14 protein-coding genes and 1 pseudogene are annotated in these 19,637 nt (G+C 38.5%); 12 read left to right on the top strand and 3 right to left on the bottom strand.

The window, feature by feature from the left end; genetic code table 11:
* The first annotated feature begins 9 nt into the window (after positions 1–9).
* From ACLTOQ_RS08240 to ACLTOQ_RS08255, 4 genes are all read left to right on the top strand, one after another.
* Positions 10–822, top strand: a complete 813-nt coding sequence (locus ACLTOQ_RS08240) for a PD-(D/E)XK nuclease family transposase (RefSeq protein WP_262587221.1) — start codon at positions 10–12, stop codon at positions 820–822.
* A 155-nt stretch (positions 823–977) separates the two neighbouring features.
* Positions 978–2,033 (top strand): hypothetical protein, encoded by a 1,056-nt coding sequence (locus ACLTOQ_RS08245; protein ID WP_412319224.1) that lies wholly within the window; start codon positions 978–980, stop codon positions 2,031–2,033.
* Positions 2,034–2,097: 64 nt separating this feature from the next.
* On the top strand, positions 2,098–3,462 hold the full coding sequence (locus ACLTOQ_RS08250; RefSeq protein ID WP_412319225.1) for a YecA family protein: 1,365 nt from the start codon (positions 2,098–2,100) through the stop codon (positions 3,460–3,462).
* 456 nt (positions 3,463–3,918) lie between these two features.
* Positions 3,919–4,506 carry a DUF6037 family protein gene (locus ACLTOQ_RS08255; protein WP_262587224.1) on the top strand — a complete coding sequence of 196 codons (588 nt, stop codon included), beginning with the start codon at positions 3,919–3,921 and terminating at the stop codon, positions 4,504–4,506.
* 223 nt (positions 4,507–4,729) lie between these two features.
* On the opposite strand, the gene ACLTOQ_RS08260 is transcribed toward ACLTOQ_RS08255, so the two are convergent.
* Both ACLTOQ_RS08260 and ACLTOQ_RS08265 read right to left on the bottom strand, forming a co-directional pair.
* On the bottom strand, positions 4,730–5,533 hold the full coding sequence (locus ACLTOQ_RS08260; RefSeq protein WP_412319226.1) for an ExeA family protein: 804 nt from the start codon (positions 5,531–5,533) through the stop codon (positions 4,730–4,732).
* Positions 5,534–5,535: 2 nt separating this feature from the next.
* The gene (locus ACLTOQ_RS08265; protein WP_412319227.1) at positions 5,536–6,780 is read right to left on the bottom strand and encodes a DDE-type integrase/transposase/recombinase; all 1,245 of its coding nucleotides are present in this window, start codon (positions 6,778–6,780) and stop codon (positions 5,536–5,538) included.
* Positions 6,781–7,845: 1,065 nt separating this feature from the next.
* Between ACLTOQ_RS08265 and ACLTOQ_RS08270 the strand changes: the two genes are divergently transcribed.
* The 8 genes and pseudogenes from ACLTOQ_RS08270 (at position 7,846) to ACLTOQ_RS08305 (ending at position 17,911) form a co-directional block, all read left to right on the top strand.
* Positions 7,846–8,052 (top strand): hypothetical protein, encoded by a 207-nt coding sequence (locus tag ACLTOQ_RS08270; RefSeq protein ID WP_412319228.1) that lies wholly within the window; start codon positions 7,846–7,848, stop codon positions 8,050–8,052.
* On the top strand, positions 8,024–8,797 hold the full coding sequence (locus tag ACLTOQ_RS08275; RefSeq protein WP_262587228.1) for a recombinase family protein: 774 nt from the start codon (positions 8,024–8,026) through the stop codon (positions 8,795–8,797). Before ACLTOQ_RS08270 ends, ACLTOQ_RS08275 begins: the two co-directional genes overlap by 29 nt.
* Before the next feature lie 128 nt (positions 8,798–8,925).
* Positions 8,926–10,553 (top strand): annotated as a pseudogene (locus ACLTOQ_RS08280) (recombinase family protein).
* Positions 10,554–10,898: 345 nt separating this feature from the next.
* Positions 10,899–14,336 carry a hypothetical protein gene (locus tag ACLTOQ_RS08285; RefSeq protein ID WP_262587229.1) on the top strand — a complete coding sequence of 1,146 codons (3,438 nt, stop codon included), beginning with the start codon at positions 10,899–10,901 and terminating at the stop codon, positions 14,334–14,336.
* 11 nt (positions 14,337–14,347) lie between these two features.
* A complete protein-coding gene (locus ACLTOQ_RS08290; RefSeq protein WP_262587230.1) occupies positions 14,348–14,797 on the top strand; it encodes a response regulator in 450 nt (149 codons plus the stop codon).
* Positions 14,798–14,808: 11 nt separating this feature from the next.
* The gene (locus tag ACLTOQ_RS08295; RefSeq protein WP_412319229.1) at positions 14,809–16,041 is read left to right on the top strand and encodes a hypothetical protein; all 1,233 of its coding nucleotides are present in this window, start codon (positions 14,809–14,811) and stop codon (positions 16,039–16,041) included.
* 110 nt (positions 16,042–16,151) lie between these two features.
* On the top strand, positions 16,152–17,582 hold the full coding sequence (locus ACLTOQ_RS08300; RefSeq protein ID WP_412319230.1) for an ATP-binding protein: 1,431 nt from the start codon (positions 16,152–16,154) through the stop codon (positions 17,580–17,582).
* 86 nt (positions 17,583–17,668) lie between these two features.
* A complete protein-coding gene (locus tag ACLTOQ_RS08305; protein WP_412319234.1) occupies positions 17,669–17,911 on the top strand; it encodes a DUF6061 family protein in 243 nt (80 codons plus the stop codon).
* Between the two features lie 51 nt (positions 17,912–17,962).
* Here ACLTOQ_RS08305 and ACLTOQ_RS08310 read toward each other — a convergent pair.
* Positions 17,963–19,637: FtsX-like permease family protein (locus ACLTOQ_RS08310; protein WP_412319231.1), on the bottom strand; the 1,675-nt coding region annotated here is incomplete at its 5' end.

Genomic DNA, 19,637 nt, shown 5'->3' on the forward strand with positions numbered 1-19,637 from the left:
AGCAGAGAGATGAGTAAGGATTGGGAAGAAAAGTTCAGACCGGAAGATCTGCAGAGAATCCGTGGATTTCGTCTGATGGATGATGACTTTATGTCAAAATGTTTTGAGGAAAATATCGAATGTACGGAACTGGTGCTGCAGATTGTGCTTGGCAGAGATGATTTGAAGGTGGAAAAGGTAGCAATCCAGCATCAGCTTAAAAATCTGCAGGGCAGATCAATTATTTTTGATATTTATGCGACGGATCATGCCGGAAAAAGATATAATGTAGAAATCCAGAGAGCAGATCGCGGTGCGGGAGCAAAGAGAGCCAGATATCACAGCAGTTTGATCGATGCTAATGTGACTGAGCCGGGAGAAAAGCTGGAAAATCTGGTGGAAACTTATGTAATCTTTATTACAGAGCATGATGTGCTGGGAAAGGGAAAACCGATTTATCATATTGACCGGGTAATCAAAGAAACTGGTGAGAACTTTGGCGATGAGGCACATATTTTATATGTGAATGGCGAATACCGGGATGAATCGCCCATAGGGACCCTGATGCATGATTTTTCCTGTACAAATGCGAAGGATATAAAGTATAGAACATTGGCTGAACGTGTAAGATATTTCAAGGAAGATGAGAAAGGAGTGGCAGCTATGTGTAAGGCGATGGAAGATATGCGGGATGAGGCTGCTTTGGCAGCACGGTTAGCGGAAAGAAAAGAAGTGGCAAGCAGACTTTTGAAAAAAGGGGCGATGTCTTTTGAGGAGATTGCTGAGATTTCTCAGTTATCTGTAGAGGAGGTTCGTGCATTGGCGGGTAAAAGAGGGGCTTGATTTAGTGATAAATTACAAATAAGATTGATTTTGTAGTAAAAAATGATAGAAGGGTTGCCGGAAGGTGGTAACCCTTTTATTAGTTAAAGCGTATTATAATTGCTTAACGGGAAGGTTTAAGTTTAAGAATCAAATATGTAAGCGGAGGAGAAAAAGTGATTTTATATCATATAACATCACTAGAGAAACCAATTCAGAGTATTTTGATTCCCAAGATACCAGATGAAACAGAAATAGGTGAGAATTATACAGAAAAGAGAATCTGTTTAGCGTCTAGTATTCTGGAATGTCTTAAATCAGCGGAAATCGTAAACAAATTTGATGATGAAGTAGGATTGGTTAGAGTTTATAAGGTTAAAATTAATGAAGATGATCCAAATCTGGTCGGTTGGAATAAACTATATGAAGAAGGACTTGTGCCAGATGCAGCACTAACACATGAGTATTGGTATAAAAAGCCAATTATGCCTATTGAATGTAGTGTTTATAGAGTTTCGGGATGGACAAAAAAAGAATATATTATAGTGGATGCTGTTCAAAAAGAACAGATTAAAAAGATTTTATTTGAAATGAAATTATACGATGGGCAGATTGAGAAATGGAGTGCTTTTGATATAGTTAATTATTGGCTGCCACTTCATGGAGAAATTTGGGTCGAGAGGTTCAAACAGAGATTAGTGCATAGTGTTATTGATTATACTCCTGAGAGTGCTAAGATGTATGAGTCGCTGTTTGGTGAAAAACCAAAATTGTCACATGAGGAGCAAGATTTTCATATAAATAAATATTTGGAAACGTGTACAATAGTAAAAGAAAGTAGTATGGAAAAAACGGATTTATTCCAATTTGAAAAATGTTATAGTGAGGAAATTAAAATATACAAAAAAGAATACAAATTGATATTAGCATGGGAATTTATTTTACCAGATTTTGTCTGGAGGAATAATGCTTATTTGTGGAAAATAAAAGACAGTTTTGGAAATATAACTGCATTTTTATACTACTTTATTGAACAGAGTGGAAAGTATAATATTTCATGTTTAGAAGTTGTACCTTTTATGAGAAATCAGGGAATGGGTGAGAAAATCATAAAACAATTTTTTGATATGAACAGCATCAATCCAAGAGATATTCGTGTAGAACCACCGAATTTGGCAACGGCTAAATTTTGGAGAAAATGTGGTGTTGAATGTTCTTGCCCAGAAGAGTGATTAAATATGGGTGAAAGAAAATTTGGAATGATATTAAAATAGACTACACGAGGAGGAACATGGGGTGGTATACAATTGTTTTATAAGATGTCATGTCTGTGGCAGTATAACACGAGTCAGGTTACAAGTTGGTTGGCAGGAGGAACATCCAATTGTCGTAGCGTGTAGAAAATGTGGGATTTCTTTAAATGGAAAAGTTAAAATAGGGCAGGATATGCCGGGATTGGAATTCAGTTTTGAGAATGCAGAAATTCTAAGAGAGGATGAATCGGCAGATTATGTTGTTGAATGTTCCGGAGAATTTCCAACTAAAAAGCTAAGTACTGATGAGAGAGAGTTTGTACCATCTCCATTTATGAGAAACCAAAGTCGAATGCAGGAGAATAATGGATATGAGAAATTTACAAGAAGTGTATCCAGATTAATGGAAACTGCACAGAGCTGGGCACAATATAAAAGAATATTGGATTTGTCTCAGAACGGAAATAAAGGCTATCTAATTCAAGAGGTGAAGAAACTGATTCCAGAGCAGTTTGCTCCAGGAACTAATGAGTTGGAAATTTTAAGAGCGGTGCATCTGGTAGAGATTATGGGATTTATTACACCGTTGAGGGATGATGTTATTTCAGAACATGAAGTAAGTGATAGTGTGCTAAAGTTGGATTTTGATCAGATAAGAGAATTGATAGAGTATTTAAATGCTCATGAAGGATATAGATTGGAAGATTTGCAATCTACAATCTATCAAATGCTGAGCGAGTTTATTGAGGTTTATCAATACTTGATCCCAGCATTTGCTACTCAGTTTTGTAAAGCAGATAGCATCGACTTTGCAGAGGAAGGATCGACAACAAGCAGTTTTGATTTGGTAAAACAGTTTTATTTAGATGTATATGAAGCTTTGGGAAATATATTAATTTTACCAGTTGCGTTAAACAACATAAAGTTTCGAGGAAATTTCAAGAAAGTCAAACCTGGATTAGAAAGAAGAGTTAATTCTTTGGACGATTTCTTTGGGCTTTCCAAAGCAAATAGATATCACTTATGTGATAGTGAAGAAATTTATACGGAGTATTTGCAGGTTATCATTAATGCGAAATTGCGCAATGCAATAGGACATAATGATGTTAAATATGATGCGATTTCTCAACAAATAACATATATACCAGATCCTAAAGATAGATTGAAGAGTAGGACAGAATACCTTTTGGAATTTGAAAACGAAGCATTACACTTATTCCAGGCAATCTTGGTGATTGCAGAATATCTGTATAAGATAAAAGAATTTGCATTGATCGATAAAGGACATAGGCCAGCAGAATTGGGTATGCCATCAAAGAAGTTGAAAACCGGAAGAAACGATTTGTGTCCTTGTGGAAGCGGAAAGAAATTTAAAAAGTGTTGTTTAGGGAAAGGTTTATATGATTGAATATATAGGAAATACCAAGGAAGAAATTAGTAGTTTAATGTGATAAGTATATAGTTTGCAACGAAAGGTTAAAAGAAAGATATTAAGAATTATGAAAATACTTTGAACCTAGAGTAAAGATATAAAAGTAAAACTATGAATGGATTTTAGGCGAGTAATCGGTTCCCGCCAGGGACAAAATCTGCTTTTCAGGAATCTGTTTCACACCCTCAACACATGTGGAGACTGTTTGCCTTCTGTCCCGAAAACCGCAGTAAATCAAAGGTTTCTGCAATTTTGGAAGAAAAATAGATGTGTGTTTCAGTTTCCGCAGAGTGGCTATGAGGGAATTGATTTACCCCAGGGGATAGGCTTTGGGGAACGGATGATATATAATTTGGCGAAAGGATACTTTTTGGCAAAATAGTTTGTAAAAGAAATTGATATAAAAAACGAAAGTAGGGTGATTGGGTGAAGATGTTTGAATTTACAGCTTTAAAGTTATTGCACAAAGATATGATAGCAAAAGGGGAAGAAAGAGCAACTTTTCCATTTGAATTTAATGGAAAAATTTTTAGTTGCATTTTTTTGACAGATATAATTCCATATCGTTTGTATTTAACAACATTAGGATTATCACCAAAAGTATTCGAACTTGAGATAGAAAAAGGCTATAAAACCCAAAGCTTCATTGCGGATTATAAAAAACTGATAGCATATCTTGAAATAAAATACGACCCAACACATAAGTTTGTTCCATTTGATTTTTTTGAAGCATTGAATAGAAGAATACCAAAGGAATTTAAAATGCGTCCGAATTATAGAGAAGTATTAGGAGTTGCCGCTAAAAGGAGAAATATTGAAGAAGAGGCTAAAATATATTTTTGTGGTTGGAGAAGGAATGCAATAGGGAAAAATGTAACAGAAAAAAATCTCGAAAAAACAAGGAGTGCTTTCGGAGATACAAAAGCAGAAATGTGTAAAAGGAAAAATATTAGTTCTTGCTGGACAGACCGTGATGTTGAAGAAGATTTGAGAAAATTAAATGATATAATTTCAATGTGATTTTGGGAGGAAGAGAGATGAATACAGAATTATTAGAGATAATGAAAATGGATATAAAGCGATGTGAGGTGTTATCCGGCAAATTAAACGCTGCTTCATTCGTCAGATTAAAACAGGTATATTTCAATGTTTGAAGATGTCATAAGGCAAAATATTTTCGGGCATTCCGTCATGGTATTTTATGCAGAAGAACCATCATGCAGATTACATGATGGTTCCAGAGTTAACCGAGCTCACAGTCATTGATAGCCTGCATGACTGCATCGGCGGTTATGATATTTAAGTTTGCGCTGTTTCCAACTAAAAGGCTTGCGTTGCATAGCTTGTTGATCATACGTGGAGTACCATTGGCTGCATTCAGGATTGCTTCAAGGGCATTCTCCTCAAATACAGTCTGGGTACAGCCAGCACCTTTGAGTTTGGCATTTATATAGGAATGTTCTTCTGCTTTTGTCATGCCCTCAAGGTTATAATTCATGACAATCCTCTGGCGAAAAGGTTCATGGATGCTCAAACGAAGGGTGCTGTTGAGCTGGGGTAAACCGGAAAACAGGATGACAGCCCTGTCCCTGGAATCCATTTCAAAGTTGAACAGCATCTTCAGGTCGTTGAGCACAGCATTTCCGATGTAATTCGCCTCATCGATGATAATGACCGGTGTCTGACGTTTTTCAAGGACAGACCGGGTAATTTCTTCCTGTATGATCCGAAAGTTGTCTGTTTTTCGAAAAGCGGGCTGTGCACCAAGCTGTAATGCAAGGTTACGGTAAAAATCATTCACAGTCAGGGTGGAAAGGCTGGAATAGACGACCTTATAAAGGGAAGAGTTAAGCCCGGAAGCCCAGCTGCGGACGGCAGTAGTCTTGCCTCTTCCAGCGCTTCCGGTAAGAAGTCCGAAGCCTTTTGTTGCAAGCAGGTAGTTAAGGCGGAATATGGTTTCCTTGTATTCCTGCGTTTCAACAAGGACTTCTTTTGAGTTTTTTAAGAACGGGTTGAACTCCAGCCCATATCTTGCTGTGTAATCCATGGTTAATCGTCTCCTTTGCATAAGCGTACTTTTTCACGTTTGATTTCGGCATTCTCTGTCTTGTTGAGAAGGCGGATGGGAGTCAATGCCCCACCAGTCTCCACGATGAAAATTTCCTTCATATCAGGGGAATAGCGAAGACGGATGCGCTGGCGTGCAAACCGGTAATCCACTTCGTATTCAATCTGGTCGATGACGATGACACTGTCAGCAGAGACGCGACGCTCGATTTCCAGAAGAAAGTCTTTGGCGATGTCGTCATCGGAAAGGCGGCGGATCTGTTTCGGTTCTTTAAAGAACCTGTCCTGCGGCGACATTCCATGAAGGGAGGAATGAGGGGACTGGTTATACTGCTGTACAAATGCAAACAGGCTGCCACGCAGCTGATCAAGGGAATGAAAATCCCGCATATCAAGAGAAGCCATCCACTGGTCTTTCATGGTACGGAACCAGCGTTCAATCTTGGCTTTGCCGGTAGGGGTGTAAGGCTGGCAGTAGCTGAGTGTGGAGCCAATCCTTGCGGCGAGCAGTTCCATCTGTTTGTTTTTATAAGACTTGCCGTTATCGAAGTTGAATACCTTCGGGCGCCCGTACTTGGCAACCGCTGATTTCATAACGGATAAAAGATTGATGAAGTTATCATTATAAAAGACATCAATCCCGGTGATGAACCTGCTGGCATCATCAATGAGTGCGATGATATAAACACGGTGCTTTTTGCCGCTCTTATCGGTAAGGCGGGGACCGACACTGCTGTCTCCACACCAGACCTCATTGATATGCGGACGTTCATAACGCCTCATATCCTTGTTCGGAGTCTGCCTAAGTTCGTTCTGCAACTGATTTACAAAGCGGCAGACGGTAGATTCTGACACCTGTCCGTGAATCACGGAACCATCTGATTTCAGCTGTCTGTAGATGACTGCTGCGGACATGCGGGGATAGTTGGACTTGAAGTAGCGGATTCTTTCCTGAAGTTCATCATCCAGCTTCCTGCTCATACCTGCATCGGAACGACCTTTCGGAATGAGACCATCAAATCCGTGCTTCTGGTAGTTCAGATACCATTTTTCGATGGTAGCGGGGGCATAATTGTGAAGTTTTCCATCAGGTCCGAGAATTCCTTTTGCAGAGATTTCCGTGTAAAAAGCAGACTTGCTGGGATAGTTTTCATCAAGACCTGCGATAAGCGGAGCAATCGTTCTGTACCGCATCAGAGCGATTTCCTGTTGTTTTTCCTGTTTCATAGTGTTAAACCTCCTTTTTCACAAGGATACTGGAAAGTATGAAGGCTGTCGTGTAAGGTTATGTGGGTGGAACAAAAAGTATGTTCCTGGTGGTTTTAATCTGCATGAACTGCCTGGAAAAGTGTGAGAAACATCCGGAAACCAGCCTGGACAAATCTGTCAAACAGAGGGATACCGCCCGTAACCGTTCGCACCAGTGGAGACGGTAGTTCCTGAGAATGGATTTCAGGTTGTTTTCATCAACGCAGACCCGTCCGTCCAATAGAGAGGCAAAGCCAGTCTGATGCTCAGCGGCAATAATCGTGTTGACGTATAGCTGGAGAGGAATCTGGAAATAGGGAACCATGGAGGAAAGAAGGAGAGCATGTGTATGACCACACTCTTTACAGTATATCCGGATCACAGAGAGCGTAATTAGCGTATCAGCGAGCTGGATGCTGCGTTTGTAAACGCCATGATGGATCAGGCACCCTGAATGTCCGCAAGTGCATGGAATAAGTGCCAGATCAAGAGAATTTATCGTATTATTATAAAAATCCTGAGAAATATGGTTGTAGTTTTCTGTTTCAACTGTTATCATAATCGTGTGCATAGTGAGGCGTAGCCAGTACTATGTGTTGGTTGAAAGCAGAAGTCAAACTTTGGTCGGGGAGATTTCTGCTTTTTTATTTTCGAGCTACAAGGAAATATGATAACACAAGAAGTCTCAGGATAAAACAATCTGATGGAAAATACGTCAGATTTGGTTATGCTGAGACTTCTTTCAATTTGCTTGAAAAACAGAGAATGAGTTTGCTAGAGAGTGCTTGATAATAATATTGGAACCGCTGCTGAGAGAACTGTGTGAGATGGTGGAAGGCCAGCAGGAGTCTGAAGCGGTAGAAGAACTGAATAAAGAGATAAACGATTTGAACGAGCAGAGGCTGATCCTGAGTCAGGTAATGAGGAAAGGATATATGGACTCTGCTCTTTTTTACGAAAAAAACAATGATATTGGTCTCAGGCTGCTGGACTGTAAACGAAGAAAGGCATTACTTCACAGCAAACGGCCGGGGATAAAAGAGATTGCAAGCACAGAACGGCTTATCCGGCTGCTTCAGGACGAAGGGGGGGCTGCTGGAAGAGTTCCGGGATGATTTGTTCAATCTGATGGTAAAGGAAATCCATATCACAAAGGAGCGAGAGATTGTTTTTTACATACAGAATGGACTGACCTTTATAGAAAAGGAAGGAGGAAAAGCGGATGCAGTGGCATACTCCAATCGGATATGAGATTTCAGACGGGAAGATCGTGATAAACGAAGAACACAGCAAAACAGTGAAATGGATTTTTCAGGAATATGACAGCGGGATATCTACCGGCAGGATTGCGCAGGTGTTGATTGACAGAAAGATACCGAATTCCCATGACAGGGTAGCCTGGACCCATGTGGCAGTTGGAAAAATCCTGGAAAATCATAATTACCTGGGGACAAAGTATTATCCGCAGATCATTGAACAGGATTTGTTTGAACGGATCCAGAAACGGAGAGCGCATAGGAAGGTGCAGTATGGTCATGGCAAATATAGAAAACTGCAGCCGGAAAAGCTGCTTTTCAGTGGAGTGCTGGTGTGCGGCACATGCGGTGCGGACTATCATCATTACATGCCGCCGAAAGAGAAGAAGGTGGAACCTAAGTGGAAATGCAAAAATTATATCCAACAAAACCGGCTGTTCTGCGCCGGAGGATTCATCACAGACGAGCAGGTAAAACAGGTATGTGTGGATGCAATCAATCAGATTATGAAAAAGCCCAAGCTGATCAAAGTAGCTCCGAAAGAAAAGAAGGTGAGTGCCGATTATCGGAGACTGGAGCGTCAGGTGAAGCAGGTAAAAGCGGAGGGCGCGGATAACTTGATGGAGCTTCTGCTTGAAAGAGCAGCAGAGCGTTACCAGACGCTGGAAATTCAGGATGAGGAGCTGCAGACGGAAAAGATGAAAGAGGCACTGAAGGGCATATCTGAAAGAATTCGATGAGGAACTGTACCGGGAACTGATTCAGCAGATTGTGGTATATAAAGATAATTCAACAAAAGTGTTTTTCTCCAATGGAAGCAGTGTTACAGTTTATTATGGTCCCACAGCGGATCGGAAAGGAGAGAAAAATGGCGATGACAGCTAAGAAAATAGCCATTATACCGGCGAAGCAGGATATGACCGTGCAACTCCGTTGGTGGAAAAGCGCCTGCGTATCGCGGCATACTGCAGGGTCAGTACAGACCTTGATGAACAGGATGGCAGCTATGAAGCACAGGTAGAGCATTATTCGGAAAAGATCAAACGGACGGACAGCTGGACTCTGGCAGGTATTTATGCCGATGACGGGAAAAGCGGCACGAATACGAAGAAACGGTCGGATTTCAATGCGATGATAAAGGATGCGCTGGATGGAAAAATCGACATCATCATCACAAAGTCAGTCAGCCGGTTTGCAAGAAACACCGTAGACTCCCTGATGACGATCCGGAAGCTGAAAGAGAAAAATATCGCGGTAATCTTTGAAAAAGAAAATATCAATACGCTGGACGGCACCGGAGAAATCCTGATTACAATCCTGAGCAGTCTGGCCCAGGAAGAGAGCCGTAACATCAGTGAGAACGTAAAATGGGGGATTGTACGGCGCTTTGAAAAGGGCAAGGTCATGGTCAACCATAATAAATTTATGGGCTACACAAAGAACTCGGAAGGCGAGCTGGTCATTGTCCCGGAAGAAGTGGAAGTAGTAAAACTGGTATTCCGGCTTTACCTTGAGGGCTTATCTGCTGAGAAGATTGCAAGATATCTGGGAGCACAGGGAATCAAAACAGCAACAGGACTGGATAAATGGGAAGAAACGGTGGTCCGCCGGATGCTGTCCAATGAAAAGTATATGGGAGATGCCCTGCTGCAGAAAACATATACAGTAGACTTCCTGACAAAACGGAAGGTGATGAATAATGGAATTGTCCCTCAGTATTATGTCGAGGATGACCATGAAGCGATTATCTCCAAGGAGCTTTTTTATCAGGTGCAGGAAGAAATAGCACGCCGTGCATCTATGTGGAAGCCCGCAGTATCCAGAAAGAAAAACCAGCAAAGCAAATATTCATCCATGTATGCACTAACGGGAATTGTCATCTGTGGGGAATGCGACCGGGATTACCGTCGTGTCACCTGGTCGAGAAATGAGAAGAAGAAAATCGTCTGGCGCTGCACCAACCGATTGGAGAATGGCACGAAAAAATGCAAGGATTTCCCCACACTGGAAGAGGAGGCATTACATAATGCCATCATGGAGGCCATGCAGAAAATTACAGGCGATAATGGAGATTTTGTAGATGCTTTCCGGCAGAATGTCATCCGGGTAATCGGCAGCTATAAAAAAGGACCGGACGAGTATGATGAGAAAATCAAAAAGAAACAGGATGAAATGGTTGCCCTTGTTATGGAAAATGCCAAACAGGGGGCATACACAGATGAATTCGATGAACGGTATCGAAAGATTTCAGATGAAATCAATGAGCTGAAGGAAGCACAGAAAAAGGAGAACGTGTCGCGACGGCTTGCGGAAAATTATGAACAGCGGGTCAATGAGATGGACCGGTTCCTGAACCATACCTCCTGCCAGCTTGTGGAATATGACGATGGTCTTGTACGGATGCTGATCAGCCAAATAAAGGTGATTTCAAAGGAGCGGCTGATGATACAGTTTAAATCGGGTATCGTGATGGAGCAGGAAATCAGAGAAATGTAAGAGGGGACGGAGATGACAACTGAATAAAGATAAGTTAATAAGTTATTCCTGCCGACTTGTGACAAGAATAAAGTGCCTGGAGTGGCTGCCGGGCATTTTATTGTTGGCGTAAGCGAATAAAGAAAATAGATTACAGTTTTAGGATTTAATAGAATTAAAATTAAACATATCGAAAAAACGTGCAAAATCGAGGCTTTATGGATAGAAAAGTGAGCTGAAATATGGTAGAATATCACAATAGTTGTTGATTGTAATATTTTTCTGTAGGGGAAAATAATGGTATTGATACACGAAACGATAGCATCTTACATGAGATGTTTTACGGTGTAGATGGGGAATGCGCAGATGAACAGAGAATATAGAAGAAAATATTTATTTGATTTTGCCAAAGAGAAAATAACTTATAAAAATAAGTTTTATAAAATAGTCTTCTTCTCAGAGGAAGACGATATATCAAGAATTTTGCGAACGGTTGATAACAACATATCTATGAAGAAACGTATGGATAAGATATTATTTCCGCAGAGCATTCAAGATATGTGTAGTAAAAAATTAGTATTAAATTCTGATATTCAAATTGACTTTTTAAGAAAGTATTATATGTCAATTTTTAATAAATATATTTATAAAATCGAAAAATATGTGGAGTTAAAGACTGAATTTGAAAAGCACCTTTTTTTGCAGGAATATGAGTTGGCATTAAATGTTTTAACAGAAATAGAAGCAGAAGTAGGACTGTCGGTATGGAGTATATCAAAAAAGATGCTTCTGTACGAAAAAATCTATGGATTAGAGAAAAATAAAAAGTACTTGGATGAAATTCAAACTCAGGCTAGTGATAATATTATGTTAAATACATTGTTTGAACTAGAAAGTTATTTCGCAGAAGAAAACACCAGCTATACATCCTTTAAGAAAAAAATAGATAGTTATAACGAAGACCTTCAGGATAATGAGATTATTCGAAAATATATTAACTTTAAATTCAATGTGGAAAGGGAATTTGATATTGAAGAAATTGAAATTGCCCTTATGTTTGATTCGCAATTTTCCATCATAGATATGTATGAATCATTTGTCATATCGGATCAGATGAGATTTGTAGAAGGTGAAGTAGATAATTATGAATTGAAGTTAGATGATTTTAGATTGGCGAATCTTTCTTTGATAACAAAGCCTAAACCAATTACGGGAGAACAACTGGAATATTATTCTTTGTTAGAGACATATACTAGTGGCAATTATAAAAATTATATAGAAGAGTGTAATAAATATCTGGAAAGAAGACCGCAGGATTTTCAGTGTATAATTTTATTGGTAAAATCATATATTTTCCTTAATGAAGAACCACATTTTGATGATGGGGTGTATCGCTGGTTGTATAATGCATATATGGTTAATGAATATGAAGCAGATGCAATACAAAAATTGTTTTCATATATAAAAGTTGTTAGAGGGACAAGCTGGGAATATAAAGTAATTGGGTTTATAGCAAGAAAAACATCTATGCAAAGTAGAAAAAGATTGAGTTTTATGTCGGCAATTAATGATATGTGTATTTCTCCTAATTTGATGAGTTTTAATTGTATATCAAATAGGGAAGCATTTTTGGAAATTTTTAAAAATGTGTGTCCGATAACCTATCAACTGTTTTTGTTTAAATATGGAATGGGAGAACTTTCAGATCAATTATCAGATAAGAATAGAAAATTACTTTTTGAAACGGATAGATATATACAGCAGGGGGATAATGTAAATGCGATAAAAACTCTTGATAAAATCAACAAGGATAATAATTACTTTTTAGAAAGAATCTTACGTCGACAAATAACTATTTTTGAAAATAGTGAAGATTATTTATCAGAGGTAAGATGTATTACAAATGCGATATTAAAAAATCATAATCTACAAAGAAGAATCGACATTCAAAGATCAAGTGATAATATTAGGCATCATTTAACTAAGGAAATTAAGAAAAATCTTAATTATGTGGTGTTTGTTTATTTAAGTATGCCTAGTGATTATAAGAAGCAAAGAATAGCGTATTCAAATTATATGGATTATAATAATTTTAAATCTATAAAAGATGTAATTGAACGAGAAGAAAAAGGGCCTGCGTTGGTTACATTTTTAGATAGGGTATGTATACAGCATCTTATAAAAAGAGATATTATTTTGAATCCGGAAGGAAACAGAGTAGAGGAAATCAGAATAGAAATACTTCAAAATTTAATTGTGTTAGACTCAGAGAATAAGAAGAAATATTATGCTGAGATTACTGCAATTACTAAGCAACGTAGTATTAAAGATCGAATTAAGCAGATTAATCAAAGTAGAGTTTTTGTAGATACGGAAAACATTAAAAAGGAGAATGAATTAGCATTAAGAGAAGATTTCAATAGATATTTATCTGTCAAGAACTTGGATGAAGAGTTAATGACATATGATATATATAGCACTGAATACATAAGCGATTTGAAAAAAATTGTCGATGATATTAATGATAAAATACGAAATAATGCTACATATTCTCAGAAAATGGTAATACTAAAAGGGATAATTACAACAATAACAGAAGAATTTTTATTTAATGAAAAATATGGATTAAATACCTTTCTGAGTTCTAGAATAAGGCATGGTTATTGTAAAAACCAATTAACGACAATTTTTCAAGAGTATAATTTGCTTTCCAAAAAAGAAAAAAATGATAGTAGTGAATATCTAATAAATGAATATTGGGATCATATTTTACCGGAAAATTCAAAGGGAAGCCGAAAAGTTAAAAAATGTTTGTCATTATTTACGGCCGATATTGAGAAAAAGGTAGATGAAATAAAAAAAGAATGGTTGAGTATAAGATATAAAGAAGAAAACAATGCCTTATTGGATTTTACTATGTGTGTCAATCAACTTCTTCTAATTGATATGGATAACATAATTGATTTTAATACTTTTTACGATCAGGTTATTGATCTTTTATGGCAGTATACGCTTAACTATTTTGTTGTTTTGAAAAAGAAAATACAGGAAGATCTTTTGAACTATTTCCAAGCAGAGTTAAATGCATTAGCATGTAGTGTTGGAAACATAAAGAATGAGGATGTAAGGGATGCTGTAAAATCGATTTCGAGTAGCATAAATTTATGCAAATCTCAAATTGGTGGAAAGACAATAGAGTTCGCAAATGTATTTGAAAAAAAAGATGTAACTTATTTGGATTTCACGATGGACGATTTAGTAGATACTTGTTTGGAAATTATTTCTCAGCTTAATGGTGGTATGGCAGAAATAAATTTGAAGAAAAATATTAGTGATACTAATCTATACAAAGGTGAAAATTTCCCTTATTTCGTAGATGCTGTGAATATTATGATAAACAATGCATTAGAGCATTCGGGAATATCAGATTATTCGAAGTTAGAAATTGATATTGATGTAAATAAAGTGTGTGATGAAGCTGTATTAGAGGAATTAAAAGATGAATTCGAAAAAAAGAGAATTAAAGTAGATGATCTCGGATTCTTAGAATTATCTATTTCCAATACACTTAGCGAGGATATAGATATAAATGTATTAAGGGATAAGGTAGGGGTGATTTTTGCAAATACAAAAAATACAGAAACTGTAAAAAAATATTCACAGAGTGAGGGCGGAACCGGACTTTATAAGTTGTATAAAACGTTTCAGTATAATATTGATGCTGCATACGCAATATGGTACCAAATTGAAGAAAATTTATTTGGCATTTCTGTCTTCATTGGAATTACCAATATCATGGCATAGAAAGGAGAGAGATGAAAGTTTTATTTGTTGAAGATGAAAATGTTAAGCAAAGCAATATAGTAACTTATTTAAAAGATGAGTTAGGTGTTGAAAATATTAGTGTTGTAAATTCTTTGATGGGAGGTATGCTAGCATTAAGAAATGGCAAGTTTGATATAGTTTTATTAGATATGAGTTTGCCACTTTATGATATAAATGGGGAAGATGAAGAACTAAATGAGTTTGAGGCATTTGGCGGTATTGAAATTTTAGATGAAATAGATAGGAAAGAACTGTCTGTAAAAGTATTGGTTATCACAGCTTTTGATGTGATTGAGGATGACACAAAAAAAATAAATCTTGAGCAACTTGATGACCAAATGAAAGAGAATTATTCAAATTATTATCTGGGCTGTATTCATTATGATGAATCATCATTAGAGTGGAAAACAGAACTGGAAAATTATTTGAAGAATATTTGAGGTACGATGAAATGAAGATACTATTTGTAGATGATGAAAGTAAGAAGTTGAAAAGACTACATTCAGTTATCAATACAATTGACGAGTTGGTTTCAGATTCAATAGAACATGTATTGGATTTGAAGTCAGCTAAAGATCAAATGAAAAGTATAAGATATGATTTGGTTGTGTTGGATTTGAAAATAGCTGAATGCATAGGGGAGGAAGATGACTCGGAAATCGCTGGGTTGGAATTTATTGATGAAATCTTAGAGACAGATTCGATATTGATACCTAAGGAAATAATTATTTTGACAGAGCATGATGCATTACAAGAAAAATGTAAGGAATTAGGAAAGAATCTAGAATTTCTGGTACTAAAATATGATGAACAGTCTGTAGAATGGGAAAATGTAATAAAAAATAAAATTCGATATGCTCTTAAATATGAGAAATCAATTGAGCGTTTTTCAGATGTTAAAAAAAGTGATGTTGCAATTATATGTGCGGTCAATAACGAAATGGAAGCTTTAAAATATGCATTCAAAGAGCATGATTTCCAACGAGTAAATTTTGATAGCGATACAACAGATTATTATCTTGCAAATATAGTGGCAAATGGTAAAAATATAAAAGTGGTATATGCACAACAAAGAGAAATGGGAATGGCTGCAGCTTCAACATTATCACTAAATATAATACATCATTTTCATCCAAAGTATTTAATTATGGTTGGAATTGCGGCTGGTATAGGCTCAGGGAAAAATCTGGGGGATATAATAGTAGCTACTGAAGTTTGGAATTATTCAAATGGTAAATACATAACAGGGGAGAATGGGGAAGCTATTTTCTCACCAGATCCTAAGCATATTTTACTGGATTCAGGAATGGAGAGTATTTTAAGAAGAGATTACGCACAACAATTGTTTGGAATAAAGAGGGAGTTTAAAGGCCAAACAATTAGTCATGATTTGAATTTGGTGTTAGGGCCGTTAGCTTGTGGTGCGGCGGTGGTTGGTAATTCAAAAATTGTAGATGATATGATAATGCAGCATTCAAGAAAAACAGTGGGCTTAGATATGGAATCATATGGTGTATTTTATGCTGCAAATTATGGTATTGATAATAGCGTAATACCTATTTGCCTGAAATCAATAAGCGATTTTGCGGATGAAAAAAAAGGTGATGATTTTCAGAAATATGCTTCTTATACAAGTTGTGAGTTTGCAAAATATCTTGTTTTAAATATTTTGGAGTATGATTGAGAAGTAAAGATATCGAGAACATATATTTTCGAAAATTCGTGAGTTTATATTGTTATATTGACAGAAGACGTATGTGCTGTAATTATATTGATTCAAGCGTGGAGGAAAGCATGTTAGCAGATGAAATCAAAGCGGGGGAATCATCCAATATAGAATTTAAGGTAGAGGTACCTAAAAAGAGCGAAAAGTATATAAAAAGTGTTGTAGCTTTTGCTAATACAGCAGGTGGAAAGATTATTATTGGTGTTGATGATAAAAGTCATGAGATTGTGGGTGTTGATCCTAATGAGGTGTTTAAAATAATTGATGGAATAACAAATACAATTTCAGATATGTGTTACCCGCAAATTTTTCCTAATATTGGAGTTGATACGATTGAGGGGAAATGTGTTATTGTGGTAGAAATTTATCCGGGTGCAAATAGACCTTATTACATCAAAACACTTGGAAAAGAGTCAGGGACATTTATCAGAGTATCAGGAACATCAAGACCGGCAGATGACACAATAATTAAGGATTTGGATTTTCAGGGAACAAATCGTTCTTTTGACGAAATGGTCTGTGTTGAACAAAAGTATGATGCAGAACAGGCAGAAAAATTATGTGCTGCTATCAAAAAGTATATGGTAGATGCGGCAAAGACGAAAGCAGAAAAAGAAAAGGTTCGTGATGTAACAGTTCAAAATTTGATTAACTGGGGAGTAATCAAGAATTTGGAGGGAACGCTGGTTCCTACAAATGCTTTTGTAATGCTTACAAATAACCCGTTCCCATTTGTTAAAATACAGTGTGCATTATTCAAAGGTGTTGAAAGAGTTGTTTTTATTGATAAAAGAGATTTTGAAGGACCGCTTTATGAACAAATTGAAGAAGCTTACAAATTCGTTTTGAAACATATTAATCTGGGAGCAGAAATAAATGGATTGGTCAGAACGGATTCGTATGAATTGCCTACAGAAGCAATTAGGGAAGCAATCGTAAATGCTACGACACATCGAAATTTTTTGGACAGGGCATGTGTGCAGGTCGCAGTTTATGATGACAGAGTTGAAATTACTTCGCCAGGAATGTTGTGTGGAGGTTTGACGATAGAACAGATAAAAGAAGGCGGCTCTAAAATTCGCAATCGCTGTATTGCTGAAGTATTTAGCAGAATGAGAATTATTGAAAGCTGGGGAACTGGTGTAAAGAGAATGTTTAGTTCCTGTCGGGAATATGGAATCAAGGAACCGGAATTAAAAGAAATTGGAGATAGTTTTAGAGTGAACTTATACAGACCGTCGTATAGTGAAGTTCACCAAAGTTCACCAAAAAGTTCACCAAAAAGTTCACCAAAAAGTTCACCAATGAAATTGAATGCAACACAACAGAAAATCGTAAATATGATTGCAGATAATTCAAAGATAACACAAACTGTGATGGCAGAACGATTAGGAATTACAGCAAGAGCAGTTAAGAAAAATATAAAAGAACTGGCAGAAATGAATGTGTTAGAGAGGGTTGGAACAGCACGAAGTGGCTATTGGAATTTAAAAATGTAAGGAAAAATCTCATGAAGTATGAGAACAATAGGTAGATCTTTGTGTGTTTTGGCAAAGTAGAACCAGGATACGTTAGCATCCTTTGCATCCATTTCCCCTCGTCCACGCATGTTGAGACGGCTGTATTACTTTCCAAGGGCGAGGGCGACTCGAGCATGATTGCCATTGACACCATCGCCGTGGAAAAGGAGGTTGCCGACAATATGTATCAGCGGTCAGAGCTGGATTATCTGATCTACAATGATCCGATTGGATATGCAGACTTGATATTGAACGGAAACCCCGAAATTTATCTAAAAACTGTAACTGAATGTAAACCCTTAGATTAAAACTCAGCCCTCTGCCTTTTCCTTGGCAGAGGGCCGTTTTTTGCTTAACAGTTATTGAGCATCCCTTAATTGCTCTACAACGCTGCATTTCGCTGCGTTGTCATACATCATGCAAGGAATCAGCCACCCCAGCAGAAGAAATACCGGAATTGTCAGCAGGACAGGCAGAATGGTGAATCGATACTCAAAGAACCAGAACATACTGCCCAGCATTTTTCCTGCAAGAGGTCCCACCGCCAGCGACAGAATAAAGGCCGCCGATACGGAGGACATTGCGTAAAACAATCCCTCGTAGATCAGCATGGTTTTGAGCTGCCGGTTCGTCATTCCTACAGCCTGAAGCACAGCAAATTCACGGCGGCGGGAAAGAATACCGGTCATCATGGCGTTGAAGAAATTTAAGAGTCCCACCAGCCCGATGATAGCACAGAGGATACCACCTATCAGAAGAAACATCTGCCGGAACTGAGCAAATTCAGAGCGAGCCGTGGCCTTGCTTTCATACATCAAGGGCGAAAACTCACCGGCAGTGAGCTTCGATAGATATTGCTCTGCTTCGGCCTCGTCAACTTCGTCCGCTGTGTCGAACAGGTAGAGCATCGGAATGGCTGCACCACCGCTGTCCCTCTGTGCGGTGTCCACAGACAAAACTACGTCATATCCAATACCACTATAACGATAACTCATGGAATTCGGAAGATTTACCAAGGCGCAGACCGTGTACTCTACATCTCTGGCTCCATACAGTTTTTCCTGAAAGTACTCCTCCGGTGTATCTTCGGTGCGGAGTTCCCCGGTGCGGCTGTCGATATATTTCACATCGTCCGCATAGGTGGCGGTGATCGTGTCTCCCACCTTGGGGTAGTATTCAGGATTGGGCAGATTACCGTAGTCATCTAAGGAAACCGCAATGGCAATGGCGTTATTGTCCGGCTCCAGCATAGGAGAAATATCTCCGTCGAACACTTGCAGCTTGTCAAACAGACTGTTATCCAGAGCCTCGATTCTGGTATCTCCCATCACCATATTGCCCCGGTGCTCCAGACGGCTCATATGGCTGTCCAACTGCTCGGCGCTTTCGTACCTTGCATAGTCCTGCCGCAGAGCATCCTCCGTCATCCACAGGTATGCGGGTTTTCGCACAGCATATCCCGTGCCGGAAAGACTGGCCTTTGTGTTTGCTGCGATCTCTTCGATCTGTTCTGGCGTGATGAATTCATCTGCCGGGTTGTAACGGAAATAGTCGGGCGTGCTGACGATAAAATCGGCGCAGGTCATGAAGGATACATACTTCTCCATGCTGAAGCCGCCCACAAAGGCACACAGCGCATTGAACAGCGTCACCGACAGTGCCAGAGACACCACCACCAGCACCGTCTTTTTCTTGTTTCGTCCCAGATTGGCAAAGGCCATCTGATGGAGCTTTGCTCCCCGGATGCTGCGCCGTTTTTTCTTGGTCTGCATCACATCCGTATATTTGGTAGCCTCCACCGGAGAGACCTTGGCTGCCATTTTTCCGGGCTTGGAACAGGACAAAAGCACCGTCAACAAGGCGAACAGCATAGAACCAAGGAAGATCACAGGCGAAGTGCTGATGGTGGTGATGCCTGTATTCAACTGGATGGAGTGCAAGACAACAGGCATCAAAACAGCGCCGATGCCGTAGCCCAGCAGCAGCCCCGCCGGAATGCCGATCAGACAAAGCAGAAGTGCCTGCTGGCGAATG

Source organism: Gallintestinimicrobium sp. (assembly GCF_046968865.1).
In the GTDB taxonomy this organism is placed as follows: Bacteria; Bacillota; Clostridia; order Lachnospirales; family Lachnospiraceae; genus Gallintestinimicrobium; species Gallintestinimicrobium propionicum.